Raw genomic sequence first — 16,979 nt, 5'->3', positions numbered from 1 at the left:
GCGGTGCCTCGTCCTCGACTGCCGGTTCGCGAGGGTCAAGTCGCCCTTCGGGCAAGGGCGGTGACGGACGCGGGGGCCGTGGTCAGCCGAGGAGCAGCCGGTCGCCGACCCGCAGGCGGCCCGGGGCGGCGACCTCGGCGAGGGCGTCGAGCCGGCCGTCGTGGGCGTGCACGACGGCCTTGAGGATCTCGGGGGCGTGCGGCAGTCCGGGCTGCGGGGCGCCGGTCATCGCGCAGCGCTCGCTGGAGGCGACGAAGGAGAGCCGGGCGCTGCCGGGGGTCTCGCCGGAGGCCTGGCGGCCGAGCCAGGCGTCCTCGACGAACGGCGGGGTGCCGGGCGGGGTGCGCAGCACGATGTTGGGGCGGAACCGCCGCTCGTCGACCACGGTGAAGGGGACGGCCTCGCGGACCCAGTCCAGGGTGGCGGTGCTGAGCACGCTGACCGGCAGCCGGTCGAAGTGCGAGACGGCGTCCTCGCGGGCGAGTTCGACGTCCTCGCGCTGGAGGTAGGCGCGCAGGAAGGAGTTCGGCCGGTCGACCGGGCGGCCGAGCGGATCGAACAGTTCGGGGCCGTCGATCCGGTGGCCGAGCCGGGCGGAGAGGCGGAGCAGGCCGTCCATCCGGCGGAAGCGGCGGGTGTTCTTGCCCGAGCCGAGCTTCCCCGCGGCGTCGCGGACGGCGTAGAGGCGGTCGCCGGCCAGGCCGCGCTCGTCCACCTCGACGGAGTCGAGCCGCTCGCCGCCGGTGGACTTCACGGGGTAGCGCCAGAGTCGCTCGATCACTCCGATGATCTCAGCCATGGCCGGAAAGCGTACTGGCGTTGACGGGGGATGGTCTAGACCAAGTCCCCGGCCCGGACGGAGAGTCCGGCTCAGCCCAGCCGGGCCACCGCCCGTACCGGTGCGCCGTCCGCCGCGACCAGCCGCAGCGGGAACAGCGAGACCTCCACCGGCAGGCCGGCCTCCTGGGCCGCCAGCAGCGGCCGCAGGTCGGTCAGGTTCTCGGCGATCACCCCGCCGCCGGGCGCCCCCAGCAGCACCCGGTGCGCGGCGAGCGTGGGCTCGTCGGCGGTGCCGTGGTCGTGCTCGTCGGTGAGGTCGGCGAGCAGGGCGGCCACCGCCGGGTCGCCCGGGCCCGGGTCGGGGGTCGGGTCGACGCTGAGCGCGTCCACCCCGACCGTCCGCACCCCGGCGGCGACGATCGCCTCGGCGGCGGCCGGGGTCAGGGCGGGGTGGGCGAGGTAGGCGTCGGTGCCCCAGTGCCGGGCCCAGCCGGTGGCCAGCAGCAGGACGGTGCCCTCGCCGGAGTCCGCGACCCGCTCCAGCGCGGCCGCCAGCAGCCCGGGGGTGACGGCCGACCGGGGCTCCAGCCCGCGCAGGTCGGCGACCACGGCGGGGCCGGTGAACCGCTCCAGCGGCAGCCCGTCCAGGGTCGGCCAGGTGACGTCCACGTGGTACGGCGCGTCCACGTGCGTCCCGGACTGCGAGCCGAGGTGCAGGGCCAGCACGTTCACCCCGGCGGTGGCCGTGGTGAGCGCGGGCTCCAGCAGGACGGCCGGATCGCCGGGGTAGACCGGCATCGCGGTGGTCACCTGATGGGTGAGGTCGACGAGGGTCGCTGCCATGCGCCCATCCTCCCAGGGGCGGGCGCTCCCGGACCCCTCCCGGTCGGCCCGGTCCGGAACCACGGGTGGAGCCGGGACAGAATTGCCCCATGGGAACTGCGAAGCGTCAGCCGTGGGTGGTCGGGGTCTCGGGTGCGTCGGGGACGCCGTACGCGGCCTCGGTGATCCGCGCGCTGCTGGCCGCCGGCGAGGCGGTGGACCTGGTCGTCAGCCGCGCCGCCCGGCTCACCATCCTGGACGAGACCGGCATCTCCTTCCGGGACGCCCACTGGCGCACCGACCTCGCCGCCTGGCTCGGGAGCGACGAGGGCCTGGACGATGTCCGCTACTGGCCGGCCGGGGACTTCGCGGCCGGCCCGTCCAGCGGCTCCTACCCGGCCAAGGGCATGCTCGTGGTGCCCGCGACCACCGGCGCGGTGGCCGGGATCGCGCTCGGCCTGAGCAAGGACCTGCTGCAGCGCGTCGCCAGCGTCACCCTCAAGGAGCGCCGTCCACTCGTCGTCTGCGTGCGCGAGACGCCACTCAACGGGGTGACGTTGAAGCACCTGGTGGAGCTCGACGCGCAGGGGGCGGTCGTCCTGCCCGCTTCGCCCGGTTTCTACGCCGGCGGCTCCACCGTGCGCGAACTCGTGGATTTCGTGGCCGGACGGGTGCTGGACGCCGTCGACGTGCCGCATTCCCTGTACCTGCGCTGGGAAGGGGAGTTGGGGGCGGCCGCCCGCAAGACGGCCGCCGGCGAGGGCGCACCGGCTGAGGGGGAGTAAGGAGACCCGGGGCGGGAGAGTATCTTCTCTGCGATATCCGGGTCGTTCGGCGCACGGCGCCTTTGAATCCGGATAATGATCTGTGGGTCTGGTGAGGTTCGGAAGGACGCGGACGGTATATGGACACGGTGGACAGACAGCTCATCCAGGCGCTCCGGGAGAACGGCCGTGCGTCCTACGCCGAGTTGGGCCGGCTGGTCGGGCTCTCCGGCCCGAGCGTCACGGACCGGATCAACCGCCTGGAGCAGGCCGGGGTGATCACCGGCTACCGGGCGACGGTCAACCCGGCCTCGCTCGGCTTCGGTGTCACGGCCCTGATCGGCCTTCAGCTCACCGACGCCGCGGACCACGAGGACGTCGCGCACCGGCTGAAGGACCTCAACGAGGTCGAGGACTGCTGGTTCATCGCCGGTGACGACTCCTACATGCTGAAGGTCAGGGTGGCCGACGTGGCCGGCCTGGAATCGGTGGTCAAGCGGATCTCGGGCACGAAGGGCGTGGCCCGGACCCGCACCACCGTCGTACTCTCCACCAAGTGGGAAAACCGGGTGAGTGAACTTCCTCCTGTAGGAGAGTGACGTATGGCACTGGTCGGACTGGAGGAGCTGCGCGCGGCTCGGCAGCGGATCGCGGGGGTCGCCGTGCGTACCCCGCTGGTTCCCGCCCCCTGGGCGGCCGAGGGGGAGCGGCGGCTCTGGCTGAAGCCCGAGAACCTCCAGCCGACCGGGGCCTTCAAGACCCGCGGCGCCTACAACCGGCTGGCCGCGCTCACCGAGGACGAGCGCGCCCGGGGCGTGGTGGCCCAGTCCAGCGGCAACCACGCGCAGGCGGTGGCGTACGCGGCCCGGGAGCTCGGCATCAAGGCCGTGATCGTGATGCCGGACACCTCGCCCGCGGTGAAGGTCGAGGCCACCCGCTCGTTCGGCGCCGAGGTGATCCTGGTGGCGCCGGAGGAGCGGGACACCCTGCCCGCCGAGCTGGCCGGGAAGCACGGCTACGTCTGGGTGCCCCCGTACGACGACCCGTTCATCATCGCGGGCCAGGGCACGGTCGGCCTGGAGATCGCCGAGGACGCCCCGGCCGACCTGGACACCGTCCTGGTGCCGGTCAGCGGCGGCGGCCTGATCGGCGGGACGGCGGCCGCGCTCAAGCTCACCCGCCCCGGCATCCGGGTGATCGGCGTGGAGCCCGAGTTGGCCGCCGACGCCCGGGCCAGCCTGCGCGCCGGCCGCCGGGTCGAGTGGCCGGTCGCCGACACCTACCGGACCATCGCGGACGGGCTGCGCACCCCGTCGCTCGGCGTGCTGCCGTTCGAGCACGTCGCCGCCTACGTGGACGACATCGTCACCGTCACCGAGGACGAGATCCGCGCCACCGTGGCCGTGCTGGCCCGCCGCGGCCGGCTCGTCGCCGAGCCCTCCGGGGCGGTCGCCCCGGCCGCCTACTTCCACCGCGCCGCCGAGACCGGGGGCCAGTCGGTGGCGGCCGTGGTCAGCGGAGGCAACATCGACCCGACACTGCTCGCCGAGCTGCTCTCGGCATAGGCGTACGCTCATTCCGGCAAGGAATCGAATGTCGGAGGAGGCGGGTCACCGCATGGACGCAGGGCTCAAGCGCGAGCTGGAGGCGAAGGTCTACGCGGGTGAGCGGCTGACCCGCGAGGACGGGATCGCGCTCTACGAGAGCGACGACCTGGCCTGGCTGGGCGGGCTGGCCCACCACGTGCGGACGCGGAAGAACGGCGACGTCGTCCACTTCAACGTCAACCGTCACCTCAACATGACCAACGTGTGCAGCGCGTCCTGCGCGTACTGCTCGTTCCAGCGCAAGCCGGGCGAGAAGGACGCGTACACGATGCGCATCGAGGAGGCCGTCCGCCTCGCCAAGGCGATGGAGGTCGACTCCCTCACCGAGCTGCACATCGTCAACGGGCTGCACCCGACGCTGCCGTGGCGCTACTACCCGCGCTCGCTGCGGGAGCTGAAGGCGGCGCTGCCGAACGTCTCGCTGAAGGCCTTCACCGCCACCGAGATCCACTGGTTCGAGAAGATCAGCGGCCTGCCCGCCGACGAGATCCTGGACGAGCTGATCGACGCCGGCCTGGAGTCGCTGACCGGCGGCGGCGCGGAGATCTTCGACTGGGAGGTCCGCCAGCACATCGTCGACCACGACACCCACTGGGAGGACTGGTCGCGGATCCACCGCCTCGCGCACGGCAAGGGCCTCAAGACGCCCGCCACCATGCTGTACGGCCACATCGAGGAGCCCCGCCACCGGGTGGACCACGTGCTGCGGCTGCGCGAGCTCCAGGACGAGACCGGCGGCTTCCAGGTCTTCATCCCGCTGCGCTACCAGCACGACTTCCACGACTCCAAGGACGGCGTCGTGCGCAACAAGCTGATGGCCCGCACGGAGATGGCCACCGGCGCCGAGGCGCTGAAGACCTTCGCGGTCTCCCGGCTGCTCTTCGACAACGTCCCGCACGTCAAGGTCTTCTGGGTGATGCACGGCGTCACCACCGCCCAGCTGGCGCTCAGCCACGGCGCGGACGACATGGACGGCTCGGTGGTCGAGTACAAGATCACCCACGACGCGGACAACTTCGGCACCCCGAACAAGCTCGGCCGCGACGACCTGCTCGGGCTGATCCGCGACGCCGGCTTCCGCCCGGTGGAGCGCAACACCCGCTACGAGGTCATCCGCGAGTACGACGGCCCCGACCTGGAGCGTCGCGAGACCCCGCAGGCGATGCGCCTCTGACCTGCGAAGATCCCCGCCGCCCGGACCGCTCGTCGGCCCGGGCGGCGGTTGTCTTCACGGCCTCCGCACCTGACCCGGGTTTACCAACGGGTACGGCGTTTGGCAGGATCGACAGCATGTCCGGTTCTCATCGCGCCACCGAGTACCCGTCGTACGAGCCGATGCGGGAGCCGGTGTACGGGGTGCCGCAGCAGTCGTACGAGCAGCCGTACCCCGAGCACGAGGCGTACCGGCAGCCCGTTCCGCAGGAGTACGGCCAGGGCGTGTACCAGCCGTACCAGCAGACTCCTGACGGCTACTCCGAGGCGTACGACCAGCCGTTCCAGGCCTACCAGGGTGAGCCGGAGGGCGGCTACGAGGCGGCGTCGGTGTACCAGCCGGTGCCCGCGCCCGAGACCGTCCCCTTCGAGCCCGGGCCCGTCGTGCTCGCCGCCGCTCCCGCCGCACCCGTGGCGGGTTCCCGGACGGCCGCGCGGGGACGCCGGCGCAAGGCCAAGCAGAAACGTCACGGCAAGGCCGTGATGGCCGGCACCGCGCTGCTGGTCGCCGCCACCGCCGGCTGGTACGCCGTCGGCCAGGACGGCGCCAAGCCCGGCATCGCCGCCGCCGACGGCCCCGGCCCGGAGGGCGTCAGCAAGCCCGACCACCCCGCCCCGGCCCCCGCGGCCGCCCAGGCCGCCTCCGACCGGCAGGCCGCGGCCCCCGCCGCCGACCGCAGCCAGACCCGTACGGACGGCTCGGTCGCCGCGATACCCGGCCTCGGCGCGAAGTTCACCGCGCAGATCCCCGCCGAGACCGCCCAGGTGCTGGTCGCCTCCGGCCAGGACAAGAACACCGACAAGAACGCCGTCACCCTCTGGACCCGCACCCCCGAGGGCCGCTGGCTGGCCGGCGAGACCTGGCAGGGCCACAACGGCAAGAGCGGCTGGACCACCGACCACAACGAGGGCGACCTGCGCAGCCCGATCGGCGTCTTCAGCCTCACCGACGCGGGCGGCCGCAAGGCCGACCCGGGCAGCAAGCTCCCGTACGACAAGGACCCGAGCTTCGTGGTCTCCGGCACGGGCTTCTTCGGGGACCAGCTGGCCGGCTCCTTCGACTACGTGGTCGCGATCAACTACAACCGGGTCCCCGGCAACTCCCCGCTCGACCCGCGCCGCCCGATGGGCTCCAAGAAGGGCGGCGGCATCTGGCTCCACGTGGACCACGACGGCCCGACCCACGGCTGCGTGTCGATCCCCGAGGACAAGATGGCCCAGCTGATCCGCACCCTGGACCCGGCCGCCCACCCCGTCGTCGTGATGGGCGACGCCTCCACGCTGGCACTCTGACCCCGGAGTCCGCGGAAGCCGGGCACGGAACCCGGGCGCCCCAAGGCCCCTTGTCCACCTCCTACAGATCGAGGGGGCGGATCCTGTCGCCGGTCATACCATGCTGACCAGCGGGTAACCCGGTTCCATGGCAGTATGAGCGGTTCGCGCATTGTGGCACTCGGCCACTACCAGCCCCCCAAGGTCCTCACCAACGACGACCTGGCGGGGCTCGTCGACACCGACGACGAGTGGATCCGCACCCGTGTCGGCATCCGCAGCCGGCACATCGCCGAGGACGAGACCCTGGTCGACCTCGCCACCGAGGCCGCGCAGAAGGCGCTCGCCAACAGCGGCCGGACGGCGGACGAGATCGACCTCGTCGTGGTCGCCACCTGCACCGCGATCGAGCGCAGCCCCAACACCGCCGCCGCCGTGGCCGCCCGGCTGGGCGTGCGCTCGCCGGCCGCGTACGACATCAACACGGTCTGCTCCGGCTTCTCGTACGCCCTGGCCACCGCCGACCACGCGATCCGGGCCGGCTCGGCCCGCCGCGCCCTGGTGATCGGCGCCGAGCGGATGTCCGACACGCTCGACTGGACCGACCGCTCCACCTGCGTGATCTTCGGCGACGGAGCGGGCGCCGCGGTGGTCGAGGCCCAGGAGGAGGGCGCCGAGCCCGGCATCGGGCCGGTGGTCTGGGGCTCCGAGCCCGAGCGGGGCGACGCCGTGGTGATCACCGGCTGGGACCCGGTGATCAGCCAGCAGGGCCAGTCGGTCTTCCGCTGGGCCACCACCCAGCTCGCCCCGCTGGCCCGCCAGGCCTGCGAGCGGGCCGGGATCGCCCCGTCCGAGCTGAAGGGCTTCGTCCCGCACCAGGCCAACCTGCGGATCATCGACGCGATCGCGGGCAAGCTGGGCCTCGGCGAGGACGCGGTGGTGGCCCGGGACGTGGTCCACTCCGGCAACACCTCGGCCGCCTCCATCCCGCTGGCCTTCTCCAAGCTGGTCGAGCGCGGCGAGCTCTCGCCCGGCGACCCGGTCCTGCTCTTCGGCTTCGGCGGCGGGCTGGCCTACGCCGGCCAGGTCGTGCGCTGCCCCTGACCCCGACCCGGCGGCGCCACGAGGCCGCCTGAGGGCCGCCACAAGGCCGCCCGAGGGCGCCGCGAGGCCGTCCGGACCCGAACAACGCCGCTGGGCGGGCACCCTGTCACGGGTGCCCGCCCAGCGGCATGTCTGGCGCGCTTGCGGTACGTCGGCGGACCTCCCCCGAGGACACGGCCGCCGTCCGTCGTTCCCCGGACAGGAGGCCGGGGCTGCGCGCGGAGCGGATGGTGGGTCGGTGGACGGTCCTACTTGGGCGCCTTCTTGCCGGTGACGCCCAGGTACACCAGGGGAGCGAGGTTGGGCTTGAGGTCCTTGACCTTGACGCCCCAGGAGGTGAAGGCCTTCTGGTGCTCGGCCGCCGAGGCGAGCAGCGAGACCAGGGCCCCGGCCACGGCGTTCGGGTCGAGCGACTTGTCGGCCTGACCCTTCGCCTGGAGTTCCCTGACGGCCTCCGCGAGCGGCTTGGCGACCGCGTTGAGGACCGTCATGCGGATCTTGAAGAACCGCTTGTCCCCTTCGGCGGCACCGAGCGTGACCACTCGGAGAATGGCGTCGTTCTTGCGCCAGAAGGCGAGGAATCCGTCGACCAGTTCTTCCGAAGTGGTCGGTCCGGACTTCCCTGCCCAGGACTTTCCGGCCACCAGCTCTTTGAGCTGGTCGGCGTCCTTGGCCATTTCCTCGGCGATTTCGAGGACAGCGCCCTCGACATCCGGGAAGTACTGGTAGAAGGTCGCGGGGGAGGTACCCGCCATACGGGCGACGTCGATGACCTTGACGTCCCGATAGGGCGACGTGCTGAGCATCTCGCGGAGGCAGTCGAGCAGCTTCTGCCGCGTCTCCTGTCCGCGTCGCCCGGCGACGCGACCGTCGACGGTGCGAACTTGTCCTGTCATGCCGTCAGCTTACCGTGGCACGATCTTGGCGCGATTCGGTGATGCGACTATTACTCCGCACGGGGGTTGGTATAGCGGCATGAACCACTTCGGACGGATATTCACCGGGGTTCGAAGCCCCTGTTTGAAGCCCCCCCGTGTGCTTGCGATCTCACAGCGTGACGGCGAGTCCGCTGAGGGGTGGTCGGGTGACAGAGCGTGACGATGACCGAAGAGTGCGGTGCCGTCCGGAAGTGGACGGTCCGGAGCCCCGGGCGCAAGCCGCCCCCGGAGCGGGCGTCAGGATCCGGTCGTTCCGTCCTCGCTGGTCAGAGGCCTGTCCGGGGCGTCCTCCGGGCCGGGACGACGTGTTTCAGGGGGTGGGGGAGGTTGGATATGCGCGGGACGGCATTGGAGAATCGGGTCCGGCACCACGCGGCGGGTGCGGACAACGGGGAGGTGGCAGCGGAGTGGACCAGCTGACGGCGCACGATCCGAGGCGGATCGGGCCCTTCGAGGTGCTGGGGCGGCTCGGCGCGGGTGGGATGGGGCTGGTCTACCTGGCGCGTTCCGCGGCCGGGCGGCGGGTGGCCATCAAGACCGTGCGGGGTGAGCTGGCCGAGGACGAGCTGTTCCGGGTCCGCTTCGCCCGGGAGATCGCGGCGGCCAAGACGGTCGGCGGCTTCTACACGGCGGCGGTGGTGGACGCCGACGCGGACGCCCGGGTGCCCTGGCTGGCCACCGCCTACATCCCGGCGCCCTCGCTGGAGGACCTGGTCGAGGAGTGCGGCCCGCTGCCGGTGGAGGCCACCCGCTGGCTGGTCGCCGGCATCGCCGAGGCCCTGGAGTCCATCCACGCGGCCGGGCTGATCCACCGCGACCTCAAGCCCTCCAACGTCCTGGTGGTCGAGGACGGCCCGAAGGTGATCGACTTCGGGATCGCGGCCGGGGTCTCCAGCACCCGGCTCACCATGACCAACGTCGCGGTCGGCACCCCCGCCTACATGTCCCCCGAGCAGGCCCGGGACAGCCGCACCGTCCGGGGCGCCAGCGACGTCTTCTCGCTCGGCTCGCTGATGGTCTTCTGCGCCACCGGGCACCCGCCCTACCGGGGCACCAACCCGGTCGAGACGGTGTTCCAGCTGCTGCGCGAGGAGCCGGACCTGACCGGCATGCCGCCCGAGCTGATGGACCTGGTCCGCCGCTGCATGCAGCAGGCCCCCGAGCGCCGGCCCACCCCGGCGCAGATCCAGACCGAGCTCGCCCCGCACCTCTTCTCCCGGGACGACGCCACCGGCGAGGCCGGGGACTGGCTGCCCGCCCACGCGCTGGAGCTGATCGAGCGCAAGCGGGGCCGGCGCCCGGCCGCCCAGCCGCCGCGCCCGCCCGCCGAGCCGGCCCAGCCGCCCCCGCACCCCCAGGCGCCGCCCGCGCACGTCCCGCCGCAGCACCCCGGCCCGGCCGACCCGCGCACCAACCCGGGCGGGCGGCACGCCCAGCCGCCGGCCGGGCCGGTGCACAGCCTGCCGCAGCGCGCCCCGGGCTCGGACGCCGAGATCCCGACCGCGAAGATCGCCTCCCCGAACCGGCACCGGGCGCCCACCGGCGGCGCCGTCGAGGTGCAGCTCTCCGGCGCCTCCGTCCGGATAGGCCCGGGGCCGCGGGCCGAGCACGAGCAGCCCGGCCCGAGCACCGCCCCGGCCACGACCGACTGGGTCCGCCGGGCCCCCGTCCCGCCGCCCCCGCCGGTCGCCCGCTGGCGCCCCTGGCGGTTCCGGATGTCCAACGACGTCTGGGGCACCCCGGTGGTCGCCGACGGGACGCTGTTCGTCTCCAGCTTCGAGGTGCACGCGCTGGACATCGCCTCCGGCGAGCGCCGCTACAAGACCCGGGACGTGGCCTGGGCGCTCGCGGTGGACGCCGGCCGGGTGCACGCCGCGGACGGCCCGCACCTGTACACCGTGGACGCCGCGGACGGCACCGAGCGCTGGCGCACCTCGCTGGACGGCTGGGTCTACTCGCTCTCCGCCGCCGACGGCGTGCTCTGCTGCGGCATCAGGGGCGGCGGCGTCCAGCTCCGCTCGGCCGCCAACGGCGCCGAGCTGTGGCGCGCCGACGACGCCCAGCAGGACTTCGAGAACCCGCAGTCCGGCCCGGTCCTGGTGGGCGGCGCCGCCTACTACTACGGCGGCGGGCGGCTGCGCTGCGTCGACCCGCGCGGCACGGGCCTGCGCTGGTCCTTCCCGGTCGGCGAGGAGGTGCCCTCGCACCCGGTCGAGCGCGGCGGCGTGCTGTACGTGTCGGCCGGCACCCGGGTGTACGCGCTGGACGCGGCCAGCGGGGCCGAGCGCTGGCGCTTCGACGCCCCGGTGGTGCTGTTCACCCCGCCCGCCCTGGACGCCGACGCGGTCTACGTGGCCGACTACCTGGGCACCGTCTACGCGCTGGACGCGGCCACCGGCCGGGACCGCTGGCGCGGGGTCACCGGCCGCCGCCAGGGGGCCGACCCGGTGGTGGTCTCGGACGGCATGGTGCTGGTCGGCAACGGCGAGGTGCTGTACGCCTTCGAGGCGGCCACCGGCCGGGAGCGCTGGCGCTACACCGCCCGCGGCGAGATCGTCGGCTCCCCGGCGGTGGCCGACGGCCTGGTGCACCTGGGCAGCCGGGACCACTCGCTGCACACCCTGGACCTGGCCAGCGGTCAGCTGCGCTGGGAGCTCGGCACCAAGGGCGAGCTCACCGGCTCGCCGGTGGCGGTCGGCGGCCGGGTCTTCGTCGGCTCCAAGGACCGCTGCGTGTACGCGCTGGACGCCTTCTACGGCACGGCGGTGCCCGCCCGCTGAACCGCGGGGCGGACACCGCCGGACGGGCGCCGTCGGATCAGGCCCTGCGGGCCCCGGGGTGGCGGCTGCACCAGCCGTCCCACGCGGAGGAGACCATCTCGGTCACGTCGTGGCGGGCGGTCCAGCCCAGCTCGCGGTGGATCAGGTCGGCGGAGGCCACCACCCGGGCCGGGTCGCCGGGGCGGCGCGGGGTCACCTCGGCGGCGGTGTCGTAGCCGGTGACCTTGCCGATCACCGCCAGCATCTCCTTGACGCTGACGCCCTCGCCGCGGCCGATGTTCAGCACCAGGGAGGTCGCGCCGGCCGGGTCGGCGGCCATCCGCTTGGCGGCCGCCACGTGCGCCGAGGCGATGTCGGAGACGTGGATGAAGTCGCGGACGCAGGTGCCGTCCGGGGTCTGGTAGTCGTCGCCGAAGACCCGCGGGGCCTCGCCGGCGGTGAGCCGCTCGAAGACCATCGGGATCAGGTTGAACACCCCGGCGTCGGAGAGCTCGGGGGAGGCGGCGCCGGCCACGTTGAAGTAGCGCAGGGCCACGGTGGACATGCCGTGGGCCTTGCCGGCCGCGGCGACCAGCCACTCGCCGGCCAGCTTGGTCTCGCCGTACGGGCTCATCGGGGCGCAGGGCGTGGACTCGGTGACCAGGTCGACGTCCGGCATGCCGTAGACCGCGGCGGAGGAGGAGAAGAGGAAGCGCTTCACCCCGCCCTCGGCGGCGGCCTCCAGGACGGTCTGGAGGCCGATCATGTTCTCGCGGTAGTACAGGAACGGCTGCTCGACGGACTCGCCGACCTGCTTCTTGGCGGCGAAGTGCAGGATGCCCTCGACGCCGTGCTCGCGGATCGCGGCGTCCAGGGCGGCGCGGTCCAGGGTGGAGCCCTCGATCAGGGGGACGCCGGCCGGCAGCCGGGAGGCGTCGCCGGTGCTGAGGTCGTCCAGGACGGCGACGCGCTCCCCGGCGTCGAGCAGCTGTCGGACGACGTGTCCGCCGATGTATCCGGCACCGCCGGTGATCAACCAAGTCATGTGCCGATCCTAGGGGCGCGCCTCGGGGATCTCCGGCGCACCCGCGTTCGGATCCGACCGCCACGTTCGGGCGAGTCGGGGCCACAAAGCGGACAAAACGGTGAAAAGCTGACAAGGATTTCCGTGCGCTCATGCCCGCGCCCCCCGGCGTGGTGACGAATCGGAGGCAGCCAGGTGCACCGTCGCAAGGAACACACCAGCCCCCTGCCCGGCGGGCGGCTGCCGGCCGCGGCCGTGGTCGCCCTGGCGGCCGCGCTGGCGCTGGCCGGCTGCAGCAGCGGCACGTCCTCCTCCGCCACCGTCGCCGCCACCGGCTCGCCCTCGTCCCCCGGCTCCACCCAGGCCTCCGCGGCGTCCGGCCAGTCGAACGGCGGGACCCAGCTGCAGGACGCCTACCAGGCGGTGATCGCCAACGTGCTGCCCTCCGTGGTGCAGATCACCACCGGCGACAGCCTCGGCTCCGGGATCGTCTACGACGACAAGGGCGACATCGTCACCAACGCCCACGTGGTCGGCTCCGCGAAGACCTTCACGGTGACCCTCGCCAACAGCACCACGACGCTGGACGCCGGCCTGGTCGCCAGCTACCCCGACTCCGACCTCGCGGTGATCCGGCTGAACAACCCGCCGAGCGGTCTCCGGCCGGCCAGCTTCGGCGACTCGGGCAAGGTCCAGCTCGGCCAGATCACCCTCGCCATGGGCAGCCCGCTGGGGCTCTCCAGCAGCGTCACCCAGGGCATCGTCTCGGCCACCGGGCGGACCGTCTCCGAACCCCAGGGCCCCGGCTCGCCGGGCGCCACCATCGGCAACATGGTGCAGACCTCGGCGGCGATCAACCCGGGCAACAGCGGCGGCGCGCTGGTGAACCTGGACAGCAAGGTGATCGGCATCAACACGCTCGCCGCGACCGAGCCGCAGAGCAACGGCGCGGCCGCCCCCGGCATCGGCTTCGCCATCCCGGCGAGCACCATCACCAACATCGCCGACCAGCTGATCAAGCAGGGCAAGGTCACCAACTCCGGCCGGGCCGCGCTCGGCATCACCGCCCGGACCAGCTTCAACCAGCAGTTCCAGCCGGCCGGCGCGGTCATCGTGGCGGTCACCCCGGGCGGGGCGGCGGCCTCGGCGGGGCTCCGGGCCGGCGACGTCATCACCAGGATCGGCGACACCCAGGTCGACTCGCTGAACGCGCTCACCACCGCGCTCGCCTCGCTCACCCCGGGCAGCAAGGTCACCGTCACCTACACCCGGGACGGCGGCAGCAAGACCGCCGACGTCACCCTCGGCGAACTGGAAGGCGCCCAGACCTCCTCCCCCTGAGCCCCGGTACGGGGACGCCGGGCCGCACGCCGCGCAAGGGTTCAGCGGGCCGGGTGCCGTACCGGAACGGCGCCGGGACCTCGTCTTCGCCTCGACGAGGTCCCGGCGCCCTACTGTGCCGTGCTGTTCCCGTGGTCAGCGGCGGGCGGTGCGGGTGCGCCAGGGCAGCTCGACGGTGACGGTGGTCGGGCCGCCGTCGGGGCTGTCCACCAGGAAGACCCCGTCCACCGCGCGGATCCGCTCGGCCAGCCCGGCCAGGCCGCTGCCCGGGTACGGGGCCGCGCCGCCCTTGCCGTCGTCCTGGACCAGCACCATCAGCTGGTTGTCCGAGCGCCAGACCTCGACCGTGGCGGAGCGGGCGCCGGCGTGCTTGGAGACGTTGGTCAGCAGCTCGCTGACGGTGAAGTAGGCGATGCCCTCGACCGCCGAGTCCGGGCGCTCGGGCTGCCCGTCCGGGCCGCTCAGGTCGACGCTCACCCGGACGCCGCCGGGGACGGTGCAGCGGGCGGCGACCGAGGACAGCGCGGCGTCCAGGCCTCGGTCGGTGAGCACCGCCGGGTGGATGCCGCGGGCCAGGTCGCGCAGCTCCTGGAGGGCCAGCTTCACCTCGCCGTGGGCGTTGTCGACCATCTTCGTGGCGGCCGCCATGTCGTCCTCGGACTCCACCTCGCGCAGCCGCTCCTTGGCCATGCCGAGGTCCATCGCCAGCGCGACCAGCCGGGCCTGGGCGCCGTCGTGCAGGTCGCGCTCGATCCGGCGCAGGTCGGCGGCGGCGGTGTCGACCACGGTGCCGCGGTCGTCCTCCAGCTCGCGCACCCGCTCGGCCAGGGCGCCCGGGAAGAGCAGCGACTCGATCAGGATGCGGTCGACCGAGGCCAGCCCGCGGATCACCCAGGGCAGCACCGGCCAGAGCACGATCACCGAGACCAGGGTCAGGGCGAAGCTGAGCACGCCCCAGGGCAGCATCAGCACGTTGTAGAGCGCCGAGCGCCAGTTCAGCAGGTCGGTGAGCTGGGCGATGGTGTAGCCGACCACCCCCGGGCGGCGCGGCTTCACCGGCTCCGGCTCGTCGATCGCGGAGCCGTACGCGGCGCGCGCCCGCCGCCGGCCCAGCGTGCCCAGGGAGCGCGAGACGGCCAGGCCGCCGGCCAGCATCGGCAGGCCGAGCACGGTGACCGACAGGCCCAGGCCGACCGACAGCGCGGTCATGGCCAGCACGAAGCCGAAGATGCCGAGCGGCAGGTTCAGCAGCAACTGGCCGACCTGGTGCCACATCCTCGTGCCGTACAGCGGTGGGCGCTCCATCCGGGCGTCCTGCTCCTTGATGGCGTCCACGGCGCGGTGCAGCGGCTTCATGCGGATCTACCGTCCCTACTTCGTCGTGCGGCTGGACCAAGCTTCCCGAACCGGGAGCGGTGGGGGCCATGGGGGTGATACATCTTCCCGGCCGGGGGTTAACCCCACCCCCGCGCCCGGTCACCGGACGCCCGCCCGGGTGTCCACCGGCCGTCTTGCGGAGCGGGCAGGGTTCGGGCGGAGCGGAGCGGTCCCCTTAGACTCACGCTTTGGCCATGGTTGGGCCGGTGAGAGCAAACGTCGTAGAACTGTCTTGAGGGCGGGTTCACGGCCGAGGTGGAGGCGAAGGCATGGAGGGGAAGCACGCGGCTGCCGTCGCGGCCGACCCGGCGGTCGGCAGCGGCTACTTCGACGCGTACGCCGCGATGGGCCTGATGGCCGTCGTCGGGGTGCTCTTCGTCGCCGTGGCGTTCACCGCCAACCGGCTGCTGCGGCCCGTGGTGTACTCGCCCGAGAAACTCCTCGCCTACGAGTGCGGGGTGGACCCGGTGGGCGAGGACTGGGCGCACACCCAGATCCGCTACTACGTGTACGCCTTCCTGTACGTGATCTTCGCGGTGGACGCGATCTACCTGTTCCCCTGGGCGACCGTCTTCGCCACCGCCGGGTACGGCGCCGGGACGCTGATCGAGATGTTCCTGTTCATCGGCTTCCTCGCGGTCGGGCTGCTCTACGCCTGGAAGAAGGGCGTTCTGGAATGGACGTGACGCACTCCCACTCGCACGGCGGCGCACAGGGCGGTCCCGTCCCGCTCGGCCTGCCGGACCCCGCGCGCCCCGGCGCCGTCGAGCGCCGCGGCCTCGGCCCGCTGGCCCGGCTCGCGCCGGACCCGGTCAAGGTGGTGCTCAACTGGGGGCGCCGCTACAGCCTCTGGTGCTTCAACTTCGGGCTGGCCTGCTGCGCGATCGAGTTCATCGCCGCCTCGATGGCCAAACACGACTTCATCCGGATGGGTGTCATCCCGTTCGCGCCCGGACCCCGTCAGGCTGATCTGATGATCGTCTCCGGGACGGTCACCGACAAGATGGCGCCCGCCGTCAAGCGGCTCTACGAGCAGATGCCCGAGCCGAAGTACGTCATCTCCTTCGGCGCCTGCTCCAACTCCGGCGGCCCCTACTGGGACTCCTACTCGGTCACCAAGGGCGTGGACCAGATTATCCCGGTGGACGTCTACGTGCCCGGCTGCCCGCCGCGGCCGGAGGCGCTGCTCCAGGGCATCCTCAAGCTCCAGGAGAAGATCGCCGCCGAGTCCCTGCCGGACCGCTACACCGTGCCCGCGCCCGCGGCGGCGCTGCGCCGGCCGCTGGTGGCCGGGCCTTCGGGGGCTTCCGCACCCGGGACCGCGGCCGGTTCCGCGGCCGGCGCTTCGACCGAGGGAGGGGTCTCGTGACATCCGCCGAGCAGTACGCGGCGTCGGTCGGGGAGTGGGCGACCGGCGCCGAGGCGTACGGGCTGGTCACCGTCGACGTCCCCGCCGAGCACTGGACCGAGGCGCTCACCAACGCCCGGGACGTCCTGGGCCTGGGCTTCTTCGACTGGCTGAGCGCCGTCGACGAGCTCGCCGAGGGCTTCTCCGTGGTCGCCCACCTGGCCGCCGTCGAGGCGCCCGGCGTCCGGCACCTCGCGCTGCGCACCCGGGTGCCGCGCGACCGGGCCGCGCTGCCGACCGCCGTCCCGGTGTACGCCGGTGCCGCCTGGCACGAGCGCGAGACCCACGAGATGTTCGGCATCGACTTCCCCGGGCACCCCCACCTGGCCACCCTGCTGCTGCCGGACGGCTTCGAGGGGAACCCGCTGCGCAAGGAGTTCGTGCTCGCCGCCCGGGTCGCCAAGGACTGGCCGGGCGCCAAGGAGCCCGGCGAGTCCGACCACGGCGGCGGGCCGGCCCGGCGCAAGATGCAGCCAGCCGGTGTGCCGGACCCGAACGAGTGGGGGCCGCTCAAGGGCACCCTGCCGCCGGTCGCCGAGCGGCCCGCGCGCGGTGCGCGGGCGGCGGGGGC

16 protein-coding genes are annotated in these 16,979 nt (G+C 73.2%); 11 read left to right on the top strand and 5 right to left on the bottom strand.

Annotated elements, in window-relative coordinates; translation table 11 throughout:
* Nucleotides 1–82: 82 nt before the first annotated feature.
* Nucleotides 83–799 carry an MOSC domain-containing protein gene (locus ACWDCZ_RS13105; protein ID WP_449815987.1) on the bottom strand — a complete coding sequence of 239 codons (717 nt, stop codon included), beginning with the start codon at nt 797–799 and terminating at the stop codon, nt 83–85.
* Between the two features lie 71 nt (nt 800–870).
* Complete coding sequence (locus tag ACWDCZ_RS13100; protein WP_388044904.1) at nt 871–1,623, bottom strand: cyclase family protein; 753 nt, start codon at nt 1,621–1,623, stop codon at nt 871–873.
* A gap of 89 nt (nt 1,624–1,712) precedes the next feature.
* Here ACWDCZ_RS13100 and ACWDCZ_RS13095 point away from each other — a divergent pair, with 89 nt between their 5' ends.
* The 6 genes from ACWDCZ_RS13095 to ACWDCZ_RS13070 all read left to right on the top strand — a co-directional run bounded on the left by ACWDCZ_RS13095 (nt 1,713) and on the right by ACWDCZ_RS13070 (nt 7,561).
* Entirely contained in the window at nt 1,713–2,387 is a 675-nt protein-coding gene (locus ACWDCZ_RS13095) for a UbiX family flavin prenyltransferase (RefSeq protein WP_049651542.1), read from the top strand.
* A 119-nt stretch (nt 2,388–2,506) separates the two neighbouring features.
* The gene (locus ACWDCZ_RS13090) at nt 2,507–2,965 is read left to right on the top strand and encodes an Lrp/AsnC family transcriptional regulator (RefSeq protein ID WP_049651543.1); all 459 of its coding nucleotides are present in this window, start codon (nt 2,507–2,509) and stop codon (nt 2,963–2,965) included.
* A gap of 3 nt (nt 2,966–2,968) precedes the next feature.
* The gene (locus ACWDCZ_RS13085) at nt 2,969–3,931 is read left to right on the top strand and encodes a threonine ammonia-lyase (protein WP_049651544.1); all 963 of its coding nucleotides are present in this window, start codon (nt 2,969–2,971) and stop codon (nt 3,929–3,931) included.
* A 52-nt stretch (nt 3,932–3,983) separates the two neighbouring features.
* On the top strand, nt 3,984–5,147 hold the full coding sequence (mqnE, locus tag ACWDCZ_RS13080) for an aminofutalosine synthase MqnE (RefSeq protein ID WP_049651548.1): 1,164 nt from the start codon (nt 3,984–3,986) through the stop codon (nt 5,145–5,147).
* Nucleotides 5,148–5,263: 116 nt separating this feature from the next.
* Nucleotides 5,264–6,478: a L,D-transpeptidase family protein gene (locus ACWDCZ_RS13075; RefSeq protein ID WP_338016324.1), complete on the top strand. Its 1,215-nt coding sequence runs from the start codon at nt 5,264–5,266 to the stop codon at nt 6,476–6,478.
* Between the two features lie 135 nt (nt 6,479–6,613).
* Nucleotides 6,614–7,561, top strand: a complete 948-nt coding sequence (locus ACWDCZ_RS13070; RefSeq protein WP_049651545.1) for a beta-ketoacyl-ACP synthase III — start codon at nt 6,614–6,616, stop codon at nt 7,559–7,561.
* Between the two features lie 248 nt (nt 7,562–7,809).
* On the opposite strand, the gene ACWDCZ_RS13065 is transcribed toward ACWDCZ_RS13070, so the two are convergent.
* Nucleotides 7,810–8,457 carry a TetR family transcriptional regulator gene (locus ACWDCZ_RS13065; RefSeq protein WP_049651546.1) on the bottom strand — a complete coding sequence of 216 codons (648 nt, stop codon included), beginning with the start codon at nt 8,455–8,457 and terminating at the stop codon, nt 7,810–7,812.
* Nucleotides 8,458–8,906: 449 nt separating this feature from the next.
* On the opposite strand from ACWDCZ_RS13065, the gene ACWDCZ_RS13060 reads away from it, so the two are divergent.
* Nucleotides 8,907–11,279: an outer membrane protein assembly factor BamB family protein gene (locus ACWDCZ_RS13060; RefSeq protein WP_449815986.1), complete on the top strand. Its 2,373-nt coding sequence runs from the start codon at nt 8,907–8,909 to the stop codon at nt 11,277–11,279.
* Nucleotides 11,280–11,316: 37 nt separating this feature from the next.
* On the opposite strand, the gene galE is transcribed toward ACWDCZ_RS13060, so the two are convergent.
* The gene (gene galE / locus ACWDCZ_RS13055; RefSeq protein WP_074003997.1) at nt 11,317–12,303 is read right to left on the bottom strand and encodes a UDP-glucose 4-epimerase GalE; all 987 of its coding nucleotides are present in this window, start codon (nt 12,301–12,303) and stop codon (nt 11,317–11,319) included.
* 204 nt (nt 12,304–12,507) lie between these two features.
* Between galE and ACWDCZ_RS13050 the strand changes: the two genes are divergently transcribed.
* The gene (locus tag ACWDCZ_RS13050) at nt 12,508–13,623 is read left to right on the top strand and encodes a S1C family serine protease (RefSeq protein ID WP_449815997.1); all 1,116 of its coding nucleotides are present in this window, start codon (nt 12,508–12,510) and stop codon (nt 13,621–13,623) included.
* 135 nt (nt 13,624–13,758) lie between these two features.
* On the opposite strand, the gene ACWDCZ_RS13045 is transcribed toward ACWDCZ_RS13050, so the two are convergent.
* A complete protein-coding gene (locus tag ACWDCZ_RS13045) occupies nt 13,759–14,928 on the bottom strand; it encodes a sensor histidine kinase (protein ID WP_449815996.1) in 1,170 nt (389 codons plus the stop codon).
* A 341-nt stretch (nt 14,929–15,269) separates the two neighbouring features.
* Here ACWDCZ_RS13045 and ACWDCZ_RS13040 point away from each other — a divergent pair, with 341 nt between their 5' ends.
* The 3 genes from ACWDCZ_RS13040 to ACWDCZ_RS13030 form a co-directional block, all read left to right on the top strand.
* Nucleotides 15,270–15,686 (top strand): NADH-quinone oxidoreductase subunit A, encoded by a 417-nt coding sequence (locus ACWDCZ_RS13040; protein WP_049657666.1) that lies wholly within the window; start codon nt 15,270–15,272, stop codon nt 15,684–15,686.
* Nucleotides 15,677–16,369 carry an NADH-quinone oxidoreductase subunit B gene (locus ACWDCZ_RS13035; RefSeq protein ID WP_449815985.1) on the top strand — a complete coding sequence of 231 codons (693 nt, stop codon included), beginning with the start codon at nt 15,677–15,679 and terminating at the stop codon, nt 16,367–16,369. Before ACWDCZ_RS13040 ends, ACWDCZ_RS13035 begins: the two co-directional genes overlap by 10 nt.
* A partial coding sequence (locus ACWDCZ_RS13030; protein ID WP_449815984.1) for an NADH-quinone oxidoreductase subunit C occupies nt 16,366–16,979 on the top strand: 614 nt, incomplete at its 3' end. The genes ACWDCZ_RS13035 and ACWDCZ_RS13030, both read left to right, overlap by 4 nt.

This window comes from Kitasatospora sp. NPDC001225 (assembly GCF_053597855.1).
Note: the sequence above shows the minus strand (reverse complement) of the source record. Positions and strands in the feature narration are given on the sequence as shown.

Coding starts and splice junctions, on each gene's coding strand:
- ACWDCZ_RS13105 (WP_449815987.1), bottom strand. CDS start 799: ATGGCTGAGATCATCGGAGTGATCGAGCGACTCTGGCGCTACCCCGTG.
- ACWDCZ_RS13100 (WP_388044904.1), bottom strand. CDS start 1,623: ATGGCAGCGACCCTCGTCGACCTCACCCATCAGGTGACCACCGCGATG.
- ACWDCZ_RS13095 (WP_049651542.1), top strand. CDS start 1,713: ATGGGAACTGCGAAGCGTCAGCCGTGGGTGGTCGGGGTCTCGGGTGCG.
- ACWDCZ_RS13090 (WP_049651543.1), top strand. CDS start 2,507: ATGGACACGGTGGACAGACAGCTCATCCAGGCGCTCCGGGAGAACGGC.
- ACWDCZ_RS13085 (WP_049651544.1), top strand. CDS start 2,969: ATGGCACTGGTCGGACTGGAGGAGCTGCGCGCGGCTCGGCAGCGGATC.
- mqnE (WP_049651548.1), top strand. CDS start 3,984: ATGGACGCAGGGCTCAAGCGCGAGCTGGAGGCGAAGGTCTACGCGGGT.
- ACWDCZ_RS13075 (WP_338016324.1), top strand. CDS start 5,264: ATGTCCGGTTCTCATCGCGCCACCGAGTACCCGTCGTACGAGCCGATG.
- ACWDCZ_RS13070 (WP_049651545.1), top strand. CDS start 6,614: ATGAGCGGTTCGCGCATTGTGGCACTCGGCCACTACCAGCCCCCCAAG.
- ACWDCZ_RS13065 (WP_049651546.1), bottom strand. CDS start 8,457: ATGACAGGACAAGTTCGCACCGTCGACGGTCGCGTCGCCGGGCGACGC.
- galE (WP_074003997.1), bottom strand. CDS start 12,303: ATGACTTGGTTGATCACCGGCGGTGCCGGATACATCGGCGGACACGTC.
- ACWDCZ_RS13045 (WP_449815996.1), bottom strand. CDS start 14,928: ATGGAGCGCCCACCGCTGTACGGCACGAGGATGTGGCACCAGGTCGGC.
- ACWDCZ_RS13040 (WP_049657666.1), top strand. CDS start 15,270: ATGGAGGGGAAGCACGCGGCTGCCGTCGCGGCCGACCCGGCGGTCGGC.
- ACWDCZ_RS13035 (WP_449815985.1), top strand. CDS start 15,677: ATGGACGTGACGCACTCCCACTCGCACGGCGGCGCACAGGGCGGTCCC.